This window comes from Rudaea sp., assembly GCF_036383415.1.
GTDB lineage: Bacteria > Pseudomonadota > Gammaproteobacteria > Xanthomonadales > Rhodanobacteraceae > Rudaea.
Window position 1 is genome coordinate 1 of the sequence record NZ_DASVOK010000226.1, and the last position, 10,382, is coordinate 10,382.

A 10,382-nucleotide genomic window follows, 5' to 3' on the forward strand; every position below is an offset into this window, starting at 1 on the left:
GTGTAGATCTTGTCGAGGTTCCAGCGGTTCAGCATGTTCATCTGGAAATACGACGTCGAGGAAACGATGCTGCCCCAGCCGAGGGCCTGGGTCAGGGTGAGGTTGGACAGCGTGTAATCCTCGTTCGAATTCTCCGGCGACTTGTAGGCGCGCGTGTAGTTGCCGGTCTCGTCGAGGCCGCGGCCGTGATCGCTCTGGTCGTGGGCCCACAGCGACAGGTCGACGGTGAGGCTGTCGGTTGGCAGCACGCGCAGGGCTACGCGGCCGCCGACTGCGTTGGCGCGGTTGATGTTGTTCTCGCCCGTGGTCGTGTTCTTGATGAAGCCGCCGTTACGGTCGTCGTACATCGACACACGCAGGCCGGCGACGTTCGCAACCAGCGGCACGTTGATCACGCCGCGCAGGTCGTAGCTCGTGCCGCCGTGGTCGATGTCGGCGATCGAGGTTTCGACGCTGCCTTCGACCGTGTCGAGCAGCGGCTTGCGCGTGACCAGGCGGATCGCGCCGGCCATCGAGCCGGCGCCGTACAACGTGCCTTGCGGGCCGCGCAGCACCTCGACGCGCTCGAGGTCGAATAGGCCGAACTCCGGATTGAAACCGTTGACCGAAACCGGCGAATCGTCGACATAGAGGCCGACAGTTTCCTGCGTCTGCGGATCGTCTTCCGAGGAATTGCCTGCGTTGACGCCGCGCATGATGATCTGCGAGCGGCCCGAGCCAGTCTTGAAGATGCCGAGGCTCGGCACGCTCGAGATCAGGTCGGTGAAGTTCTGCGAGCCGGCATTGGTCATGTCCTTGCCGTCGATCGCGGAGATGCTGAGCGCCACCTTCTGCAGCGACTCGGAGCGCTTGTTCGCGGTGACCGTCACCGTTTCCAGCGACGCGGATTCCGCGCCGGCGTTCGCATCGGCCGGTTTGGCCTGTGCATCCGCCTCGGTTGCGGCGGCATCGGCGGCATGCGCGGAGCCGAAAGCCAGCGCGGCGAGCGCGCAGAAGACAGCATGGGCGATCTTGTTGCGTGCCGGGCGCGGCGCGGAAGATCGGTTGGCGGAAGAAGCGGTGGACTGCGTGTTCATCGAATGTTCCCCGGGGGAGTGGAGTGGGCAGATGGCGGCATCCTGCCAGTGCTGCGGGTCGAGGCGAGCTGGCGAAATCGGTGGCTGGACGGCATGGAATGCCGGTCATCGAAATTCGACATGTCAAAAAAATTTGACAAATTGATAACGTTTTGACGGCCGCGTGTCAAGCGCGGGGGCCGGCGTCCGGCAGCGTTCCGGTGTGGAGTCCCGTCGTGCGCCGACGCGGCCTACATGTCGTGCTTGTTCACGTCGAAGCCGGCGGCCTTGTAGGTCTTCCAGCGTTCGCGCGAGCCGAGGCGTTGCGCCTCGTCGGCGGGCACGACTTCGAGCACGCGCTCGAACAGGCCCGGTGCGCATTCGTGGCGCAGGTTGATCACGAGCGTGCGATCGGCAGTCGTCGTGCCCGGTGCGACGATCAGCACCGGCGTGATCGCGTCGTCGTCGTCGCCGGCGATCTGGTGCGGGATGAAGGCCTGCTCGTCGAACTCCCAGAGCTTCTCGTCGAGCGCATCGGCCTGGTCGGCCGAGCGCGCGAGGATCAGCGCCGGCTGCCCGGACTCGAACGCGCGCTTGGCCAGCTCGCAGACAAGCAACAGCGGATCGTCGCGGAAGCGCGGCTTGGCGATCAGATAGAAGTCGGCGCGGGGCATGTGTTCCTACTTTTCCGATGGCTCTTCGATCTGCGCGTCGTCGCCTTCGCGCACGTACATCTGCGTCTGATAGTAGTGGCTCGCGCCTGCATCCTGCGGGCAGCCGTTCTGGCAGCGGATGCGCACGCGCCGGACAAGTCCGGAGACGGTCACGGACTTGCCGACGAGATCCTTCGGGTTACCGTTCAGATGCAGGCGTTCGGCCGAGTGTGGAAACACGTTGACGTTGAGCGAATGTGGATCGCGATAGTCTTCCATCGAATCGAGGAAGACGTGATCGCGACCCTTGCCCTTCTTGCCGACGTCGGCCTTGCGCACGACGAAGCTCACGCTGGCCTTGAAGCCGGTCGGATTCTGCGCGGTCAGCGCAATCGCTTCTTCGGGCGTGTGCACGGGATATTCCGCAGCCTTGTCCTGCGCGAGTGCCTGCGCCGCCGGCAGCAGACCGAGGCCGAGCAGGGCGAGCGCGACGCGTTGGGAAATGCGGAATGCGGACATAACGGCTCCTTCGTGGTGGCGGCAAAAAACAGCCGCCACGCTATCGCGCACGCAGTTAAATTCAGCCAGCCGCGCGATCGAGCAGGTACTGCACGAGCAGCGGCACGGGCCGACCCGTCGCCGAGCCCTTGCGGCCCTCGTCCCAGGCGCTGCCGGCGATGTCGAGATGCGCCCAGCGGAAGCCCTCGGTGAAGCGCGCGAGGAAGCAGCCCGCGGTGATCGCGCCGGCGTACTTGCCGCCGATGTTGGCGATGTCGGCGTAACCCGTTTCGAGCTGGCTCTGGTAGTCGTCCCACAGCGGCAGGCGCCAGGCGCGGTCGAGCGTTGCGTTGCCGGCGGCGAGCAGTTCGTCGGCGAGCGTGTCGTCCTGGGTCATCAGGCCGCTCGCATGCTTGCCGAGCGCGACGACGCAGGCGCCGGTCAGCGTGGCCACGTCGATAATCGTCTGCGGGTTGTATTTCTGTACGTAGGTCAGTGCATCGCACAGGATCAGGCGGCCCTCCGCGTCGGTGTTGAGCACTTCGACGGTCTGGCCCGACATGGTCGTGACCACGTCGCTCGGCCGCTGCGCATTGCTGCCGGGCATGTTCTCGACCGCGGGCACGACGCAGACGAGGTTGAGCTTGAGCTTGAGTTCGACCGCGGTCTGGAACGCGCCGAGCACGCCGGCGGCACCGCACATGTCGAACTTCATCTCCTCCATGCCGGCGCTTGGCTTGATCGAGATGCCGCCGGTATCGAAGGTCACGCCCTTGCCGACGAGTGCGTAGGGCTTTTCATCTGCCGCGCCGCCTTTCCATTCGAGCACGATCAGGCGCGGCTTGTTCGCCGAGCCTTGCGCGACGCCGAGCAGCGCGCCCATGCCGAGCTTGTACATTTCCTCTTCTTCGAGCACTTCGCAGCTGACGCCCGCATGATCCTTGGCGAGCTGGTGCGCTTCGCCGGCGAGATAAGCCGGCGTGCAGATGTTCGGCGGCAGGTTGCCGAGCTCGCGCGCGAAGCGCACGCCCTTGGCGATGGCGATGGCCTGTTCGAGCACGGCCGCGTCGGTGCCGGCGGGCGCGGCGAAGGCGAGCGCATGCAATTCCGGACGCGAAGATTTCTCGCGCGGCTTGAACGTCGTCGTGTACCTGTACGCCTGCGCGTCGCTGGCCAGCGCGGCGGTGCGCAGTTTCCAAGCAAGATCCTTGCCCGGCACATCGAGTTCGCTGAGATACGACGCGGCGCCGTCGATCGGCAAACCTTTCAGCGCTCGCGTGGCCTCGCCGCTGACCTTCGCATAACGCGCCGCGTCGAACTTCTTCGCATCGCCGAGGCCGACGACGAGCACGCGCGCAGCCTTGATGCCGGCAAGGCCAAACAGGGCCTGCGTCGCGCCGGGCTTGCCCGACAAGTCATTCGAGTCGAGCAGGCGCATGATCGCGCCTCCGGCGGCCGCGTCGATGCGCTGCGCGGCGGCGGAAAGCGTGCGGTCGTCGAACACGCCGACGACGACGCAGGGGGTTTCCGCGGTGTCGGCGGCGTGCAGGTCGAGGCTGAATTGGAGAGTCATTTCGTTACCGTATCGATATGGAAAAAGAAAAGTTTGCGCCGGCCGCAAAGGCGCGGAACCGCCGGCGGAGAAGGGAAGGCCTTCCCACTCGGCTACAATTAAGGCTGCGTAAACGCGCTTGCATGTGCAATCGCGGTGCGCGGCGCTGGCGGCGCACACTACAAGAGAGCAAGTTTACCGCAACATGCGATTCCCCACCCTGCGCATCATCGACCGCTATCTCGCGCGCGAGCTGCTGGTCAGCTTCGTCGCCGCGACCGCGATCCTGCTGCTTGTCAGCATCGGCGGCACGGTGGCCGACCTGCTCAACAAGATCGCGCGCGGGCGCATTCCGGCTGAACTGCTGTTTTCGTTGATCGGCCTGCGCACGGTCGATGCGCTGACCCTGCTCGCACCGCTGGCCGTGTTCATCGGCGTGCAACTGGCCTATGGTCGGCTCTACCGCGAGAGCGAGATGGCCGTGTTCGCCGCCTCGGGCCTGCCGGTCACCGGCCTGCTGCGTCCGCTTGCGCTGCTGGCTGTGCCGCTGGCGCTGGCCATGGCCTTGATTTCGTTCTGGCTCGCGCCGGCCGCGGTGCGCCTGTCGCAAAGTCTCGTGCTGCAAGCCAACCGTTCGCTGATCATCGCGGGGCTTGAACCAGGCAAGTTCGTGGAATTGCCGAACGGCGACGGCATGATGTACGTCGAGAGGATGAGCGCGGATGGCGTCCAGTTCAAAAAAATGTTCGTCGCCAGCGAGCGCGCCGTGGGCATCGACAAGAACACACCCGACGCCGCGGCCAAGGCCGCCTCGGCGCCGGTGCGCATCAACGTGATCACCGCGGCCGACGGCGAGCTGTACCACGACGTCAACGGCGCCGAGCGTTACCTCGGCCTCAACAACGGTTTCCGCGTCGAGGGCATCATCGGCCAGGACAACTATCGCCTGCTGCGCTACGCGCGCAACGACGTGAAGCTCACCGATTCCGAACCCGATGCGAGCACCGACGCGGTCAAGCGCGCCGCGCCGACCGCCGACCTGCTGCGCAGCGAGGACCTCGTGCAGCGCACCGAATTGCAATGGCGCCTGGCCGCGCCGATCTCGACCCTCGTGCTGATCCTGCTCGCGCTGCCGCTGTCGAAATCGAGCCCGCGCCAGCCGCGTTATGCCGGCCTGATAATCGCCGGCCTGTCGTGGGCGATCTACTACGCGTTCATGAATATCGCGCGCAACCAGCTCGTCACAGGCAAGCTGAGCTTCGCGCTCGGCATGTGGTGGGTGCATGTCCCGGTGCTGTTGATCGCGCTGTACCTGCTCTGGCGCAGCCAGCAGTTGCCGAGGCCGAAGCCGGCCAAGGCTCGGCTCGCGGTGGGAGCGGCGTGATGGCCGCTTCGCTCGCCACGCGCCTCGGTCTCGACCGGCTGCGCTTCAAGAAGGTCGACAAGGTCGTCGCGCTGTCGGTTATCGGCGGCGTGCTGCTCGCCTGGATCGTCGTCGTCGCGCTCGACGCGATGCAGGCCTTCGTCGGCGAGATCAATGACGTCGGCACCGGCGATTACACGCTGGCGAAGGCGGTCGCCTACATCCTGCTCACCGTGCCGCGGCGCATGTACCAGTATTTCGCCTACGGCGCCTTGATCGGCGGCCTCATGGGCATGGGCGCACTCGCGGCGAGCGGCGAGCTGACCGCGCTGCGCGCCGCGGGCATGTCCAAGCTGCGTATCTGCGCCTCGGTCGTGCTCGCGCTGACCGTGCTGACCGTATTCGTTGCGCTGATGGGCGAGGTGATCGCACCGCGCGCGCAGCAGAAGGCCGAATCGCTGATGCAGACGGCGAAGAACCGCGACATCGCGATCGGCAAGGGCGGCACGCTGTGGGCGCGCGACGGCGACACGGTAATCAACGCCAAGCGCGGGCGCACGCGCGCGAACAAGGGCGGCACGCCGATAATCGAACTGTCCGAGGTGCGGGTGTTCGAATTCACTCCGATCGGCCAGCTCTCCGCGCTGTCGATCGCGAAGACGGCGACCCACGTCAACGGCGAATGGACCTTGCACGACGTGCGCCGCACCGAATTCGAGGGGCGGTCGGCGACGAGCACGACCGAAGAAACCAAGCAATGGAAATCGCAGCTCGATCCGAACGTGCTCGCCGTGTCGATGATCCATCCCGAATACCTGTCGATGAACGACCTTGCGCGCAACATCGACTACATGAACCGCAACCGCCAGGACGCGACCAGCTACAAGCTCGCCTACTGGGGGCGCATCTTCTATCCGCTCAACGTGCTCGTGCTCGCGTTCTGTGCGGTACCGTTCGCGTTCGGCTCGCTGCGCACGGGCGGCCTCGGCAAGCGCCTGTTCATGGGCATGGCGCTCGCGATCAGCTACTACTTCTTCCAGAAGTCCGTGGTCAGCATGGGTGCGGTATACAATTTCAACCTCGCCCTGGTGAATGCGCTGCCCTCGCTGTTCCTCGCGGTGGCGGCGTTCGTCTACTTTCGCAGGAACGCCTAGGGGTTCTTCTCCAGCCGCACGAGCAACGTGCCTGCGGCGATATCGTGCCAGGCGCGCCGTTCGCGATCGACAAGACACCAGAGGAAACCGAGGCCGAGCGCAACGAGCGAAACCAAGGCGACGGCGAAGCGCAGCAGCGCGCGCTTGAGGTCGATCGCGCCGCCATCGGCGCCGACCACGCGCAGGCGCCAGGGCTTCATGCCGACGGTCTGGCCGCCGCGCATCCACGAGACGATGAAGTAGGCCGCAGTCACCGCGAGCACGAGCGCCTGCACGAGCAGCTTGTGGCCGAGGCGATGCACGTCGAGCGCGCCGCCGGTGAGTGCGAGCGCGGCAAGCGTCGCAAAGAACCACAGCGCGAGCAGCGGGAACAGATCGTAGGTAGCGGTGATCAGGCGCCAGCCGAGATGGGCGGGGGCGGCGGTCGTGCGCTCGGAAATGGAATTCATCGAATGTTTTTTGGTTCGTCGTTTCCGCGCAGATGCAAATCCGTCACGTGACTTTCAAGCGGAACGGGTTCAAGAAAAATCTTCGCGGCTTGTGTTGAAATGCGCTCAATGGCGATCTGGCGCGAAGACGAAGTCTACCCGATGCAGCGATGAGGAAATCCGCACGACAGTCCGCGACCGCCGCTTTGCGCGTCAGCGATCAGATAGACAGCGGCGAACGCACGCTGATCGAAGATTTCCTCGAGCGCGCCTGGTCCGAGTCGGGCCTCGCCGAAAATTCACTCGCCAGCTACCGGCGCGATCTCGAAGGCCTGGCGCGCTGGCTGGTGCATGCGGGCGGCGGCCTGCTGCGCTGTACGCGCGAGCAACTGCACCGCTATCTGGCCGAGCGTGGCGAAGGCGGGTACTCCTCGCGCAGCAATGCGCGCCTGCTCTCGACCCTGCGCCATTTCTACCGCATGCAGCAGCGCCTCGGTGTGATCGAGGTCGATCCGACCCTGTTGCTCGATACGCCCAAGCTGGCCAAGCCGTTGCCGAAGGCGCTGACCGAGGCGCAGGTCGAGGCCTTGATCCGCGCGCCCGACGTCGCCACGCCGCTCGGCCTGCGCGATCGCGCGATGTTCGAATTGCTCTACGCGACCGGCCTGCGCGTATCCGAACTGGTCAATTTGGCCACGGACCAGATCAACTTGCGCCAGGGCGTGCTGCGCGTGACCGGCAAGGGCGGCAAGGATCGCCTCGTGCCGATCGGAGAGGAGGCGCTGGACTGGCTCGAAAGCTACTATGCCGATGCGCGGCCTGCGCTCTTGGCCGGCAAGATCGCCGATGCGGCGTTTGTCACCCGGCGCAAGGAGGCGATGACGCGACAGATGTTCTGGACGATGGTGAAACAGCACGCGGCCGCCGCCGGCATCGACGCCAGGCGCATCTCGCCGCACGTGCTGCGCCACTGCTTCGCCACCCACCTGCTCAACCACGGCGCCGACCTGCGCGCGCTGCAGATGCTGCTCGGCCACAGCTCCCTGTCGACCACGCAGATCTACACGCTGGTGGCGCGCGAAGGCCTGAAGCGCCTGCACGCGCAGCATCATCCAAGGGGGTGAGTGCGAGCGTTTGCGCGATGCGTTGAAGCGCATCGCGCGCGAGCGCGAACGCCCTGAGCAGGAGCGAAGGGGACGGGTTGCTTGGCGAGGCCCGGATGGCCGAGCCTAGCAACAGTCAGCGAGGCGCAGCCGAGCGCAAGCGCTTACACGATGCCATGAATGGCGTCGCATGCGAGGCCGAACGCCCTGAGCAGGAGCGAAGGGACGGGTTGCTTGGCGAGGCCGGGAAGGCCGAGCCTAGCAACAGCTAGCGAGGCGAAGCCGAGTACGAGCGTTTACGCGAAGTCATAACCGCGCACGCCAGGATGGCGCAAGTAATGGCATGGCGGGCGAGGTCAAACGCCCTGAACAGGAGCGAAGAGACGAGGCAGAGCCGAGCTAAAGCCGCGCCAGCAGCCCGGTCCACGCATCCCAATCGTGCGATAATCGCAAGAAATGCTGGCGAACCCCGGTCATCGGCTCGTCGGCCCCGGTTGTCGGTCGAGCGGTATTTTTTTCGTCTGTGTGTGTGGCGTAATTGCTTCGTCGCGCACGTTCTGTCCTTCATCGAGAATTGTCATGCTCAAACATCTGATTGCCGCCGCCAGTCTCGCCCTCGTGGCTGTGGTTGCCCATGCCCAAAGTACCGCCTCGTTTGCCGATGTGAGCTCCGCTGCCGCTTCGGCGCCGTCGTTCACACCGGCGTCGCCGGAGGAAAAGACCATATACGACGCGCTCAGCAAGCTGGCGCCCAACGTGAAGATTCAGGCAATGGCCAAGGCCGAGCTGCCGGGCTTCTACGAAGTCGTCGTCAGCGGAGGCCAAGTGGTCTACGCAAGCACCGACGGCAAATACCTGATTCAGGGCGACGTCATCGACGTGGCGCAGAAGGCCAGCTTGCCCGGCCGTGCCCAGGCGTCACTGCGCCTCGCTTCGCTGAAGACGCTGCCGCAGAGCAAGCGCCTCGTGTTCGCGCCGGCGAATCCCAAGCACACGGTGACCGTATTCACCGACGTCGACTGCCCGTACTGCCGCCAGTTCCACAAGCAGATCGCGGCCTACAACCAGGTCGGCATCGCGGTCGAATATGTGCTGTTCCCGCTTGCAATCCACCCCGGCGCCGACAAGAAGGCGCAAGCGGTGTGGTGCGCGCAGGACCGCAATGCCGCCTATACCGCGGCGATGAACGGTCAGGATCCGGGCACGAAGACCTGCGCCAATCCGGTCGCCGAGACGACCGCGCTGGCGATGAAGATCGGCATCAGCGGCACGCCGACCATCCTCAACGAGAGCGGCGTGCAGGTGAACGGCGGTGTCGTGCAGGATCCGGCGAAGTTCCTCGCCGAGCTCGATCGCTTGGCGGCGCAGAACGCCAAGGGCGCCGTCGCGGCAAAGTGACGCCAGGATGGTGCCATCCCGGACAGCACAGGGACGTGCGTTGATCCGGGATCCAGTTTTCCATCTTCGCTCCTCGTTGAAGTTCGGGTCCTCAATCGCCGCCGGGGCGACGCGCGTCCCGCGCGTCGGCTAGAATACGCGCCCCTTCCGCAAGAAGCCGCTGCGCGCCATGTTGGTTTTTGATGGACAGCCGGCCCTCTCGGCATTTCGCCTCGAGCGTCTCAACCGTGAACTGAACCGTACGCTGCCCGACTTCCGTGTCGGTGCGGCGCGTTATGTGTATTTCGTCGATACCGATCCGGCCGCCGCGCTCGATCGCGATGCGCTCTGCCGCGTGCTGCGCGCGACGAACGCGGAGGCGAAGCCGGCGACGTTGTGGGTCGTACCCAGGCTCGGCACCCTGTCGCCGTGGTCGACCAAGGCGACCGAGATCCTGCGTGGCTGCGGCATGGCTATACATCGTGTCGAGCGCGGCATCGCGTTCACGATCACCAAACCGCCGATGCCCGGATCGACGCAATGGCAGAAACTCGCGCAGGCATTGCACGATCCGATGACGCAGTCGGTGCTGGCCACGCTCGACGATGCGCAGGCGCTGTTCCGCGCCGGTGCAGTCGCACCGCTGGAGCGCGTCGCGCTCGGCGGCGATCCCGCCTCGGCGCTGGCCGAAGCGAACGCGCGTCTCGGCCTAGCGCTCGCACCCGACGAGATCGAATACCTGGTTGCGCGCTACGCCGAACTCGGTCGCGATCCGACCGACGTCGAGCTGATGATGTTCGCGCAGGCGAATTCCGAACACTGCCGGCACAAGGTGTTCAACGCGAGCTGGACGATCGACGGCGCGGTGAAGGATCGGTCGCTGTTCGCGATGATCAAGAACACGCATCAGACCTCGCCCGCGCACACGCTGTCCGCATACAAGGACAACGCGGCGGTGATCGAGGGCAGCGCCGCGGCGCGCTTCTTCCCGCGCGAAGACGGCCGTTTCGTCGCGACGAACGAAGCCGTGCCCTACGCGATCAAGGTCGAGACGCATAATCACCCAACCGCGATCGCGCCGTATCCGGGCGCGGCGACCGGCGCCGGCGGCGAGATCCGCGACGAGGCCGCGACCGGTCTCGGCGCCAAGCCGAAGGCGGGCCTGTGCGGCTTCACCGTCGGCAACCTGCGCATCCCGG

At 65.6% G+C, this 10,382-nt stretch carries 9 protein-coding genes and 1 pseudogene; 5 read left to right on the forward strand and 5 right to left on the reverse strand.

The genetic code is table 11. The annotated features are described in order from the left end of the window. The 4 genes from VF497_RS08755 to VF497_RS08770 form a co-directional block, all read right to left on the reverse strand. Positions 1–1,076: TonB-dependent receptor plug domain-containing protein (locus VF497_RS08755; protein WP_330887746.1), on the reverse strand; the 1,076-nt coding region annotated here is incomplete at its 3' end. Positions 1,077–1,306: 230 nt separating this feature from the next. Then, a complete protein-coding gene (locus VF497_RS08760; RefSeq protein WP_330887748.1) occupies positions 1,307–1,729 on the reverse strand; it encodes a DNA polymerase III subunit chi in 423 nt (140 codons plus the stop codon). 6 nt (positions 1,730–1,735) lie between these two features. Further along, positions 1,736–2,227 carry a hypothetical protein gene (locus VF497_RS08765; protein WP_330887750.1) on the reverse strand — a complete coding sequence of 164 codons (492 nt, stop codon included), beginning with the start codon at positions 2,225–2,227 and terminating at the stop codon, positions 1,736–1,738. 61 nt (positions 2,228–2,288) lie between these two features. Next, positions 2,289–3,779, reverse strand: a complete 1,491-nt coding sequence (locus tag VF497_RS08770; protein ID WP_330887753.1) for a leucyl aminopeptidase — start codon at positions 3,777–3,779, stop codon at positions 2,289–2,291. A 184-nt stretch (positions 3,780–3,963) separates the two neighbouring features. Between VF497_RS08770 and lptF the strand changes: the two genes are divergently transcribed. After that, complete coding sequence (gene lptF / locus VF497_RS08775) at positions 3,964–5,142, forward strand: LPS export ABC transporter permease LptF (protein WP_330887755.1); 1,179 nt, start codon at positions 3,964–3,966, stop codon at positions 5,140–5,142. After that, the gene (gene lptG / locus VF497_RS08780; protein ID WP_330887757.1) at positions 5,142–6,275 is read left to right on the forward strand and encodes an LPS export ABC transporter permease LptG; all 1,134 of its coding nucleotides are present in this window, start codon (positions 5,142–5,144) and stop codon (positions 6,273–6,275) included. Before lptF ends, lptG begins: the two co-directional genes overlap by 1 nt. Here lptG and VF497_RS08785 read toward each other — a convergent pair. Continuing rightward, positions 6,272–6,724, reverse strand: a complete 453-nt coding sequence (locus VF497_RS08785) for an RDD family protein (protein WP_330887758.1) — start codon at positions 6,722–6,724, stop codon at positions 6,272–6,274. The two genes, lptG and VF497_RS08785, sit on opposite strands and share 4 nt — an antisense overlap. A 149-nt stretch (positions 6,725–6,873) precedes the next feature. Here VF497_RS08785 and xerD point away from each other — a divergent pair, with 149 nt between their 5' ends. From xerD to VF497_RS08800, 3 genes and pseudogenes are all read left to right on the forward strand, one after another. Further along, positions 6,874–7,827: a site-specific tyrosine recombinase XerD gene (xerD, locus tag VF497_RS08790; RefSeq protein WP_330887760.1), complete on the forward strand. Its 954-nt coding sequence runs from the start codon at positions 6,874–6,876 to the stop codon at positions 7,825–7,827. Between the two features lie 558 nt (positions 7,828–8,385). After that, positions 8,386–9,204, forward strand: coding sequence for a DsbC family protein (locus VF497_RS08795; protein ID WP_330887762.1), 819 nt, complete (start codon positions 8,386–8,388; stop codon positions 9,202–9,204). Positions 9,205–9,373: 169 nt separating this feature from the next. Beyond that, positions 9,374–10,382: pseudogene (locus tag VF497_RS08800) on the forward strand (phosphoribosylformylglycinamidine synthase); the annotation flags it as partial.

What these genes read in the sequence shown, in the direction of transcription:
- VF497_RS08765 (WP_330887750.1), bottom strand. Translation starts at nt 2,227, where the DNA reads ATGTCCGCATTCCGCATTTCCCAACGCGTCGCGCTCGCCCTGCTCGGC.
- lptF (WP_330887755.1), top strand. Translation starts at nt 3,964, where the DNA reads ATGCGATTCCCCACCCTGCGCATCATCGACCGCTATCTCGCGCGCGAG.
- VF497_RS08785 (WP_330887758.1), bottom strand. Translation starts at nt 6,724, where the DNA reads ATGAATTCCATTTCCGAGCGCACGACCGCCGCCCCCGCCCATCTCGGC.
- VF497_RS08770 (WP_330887753.1), bottom strand. Translation starts at nt 3,779, where the DNA reads ATGACTCTCCAATTCAGCCTCGACCTGCACGCCGCCGACACCGCGGAA.
- lptG (WP_330887757.1), top strand. Translation starts at nt 5,142, where the DNA reads ATGGCCGCTTCGCTCGCCACGCGCCTCGGTCTCGACCGGCTGCGCTTC.
- VF497_RS08795 (WP_330887762.1), top strand. Translation starts at nt 8,386, where the DNA reads ATGCTCAAACATCTGATTGCCGCCGCCAGTCTCGCCCTCGTGGCTGTG.
- xerD (WP_330887760.1), top strand. Translation starts at nt 6,874, where the DNA reads ATGAGGAAATCCGCACGACAGTCCGCGACCGCCGCTTTGCGCGTCAGC.
- VF497_RS08760 (WP_330887748.1), bottom strand. Translation starts at nt 1,729, where the DNA reads ATGCCCCGCGCCGACTTCTATCTGATCGCCAAGCCGCGCTTCCGCGAC.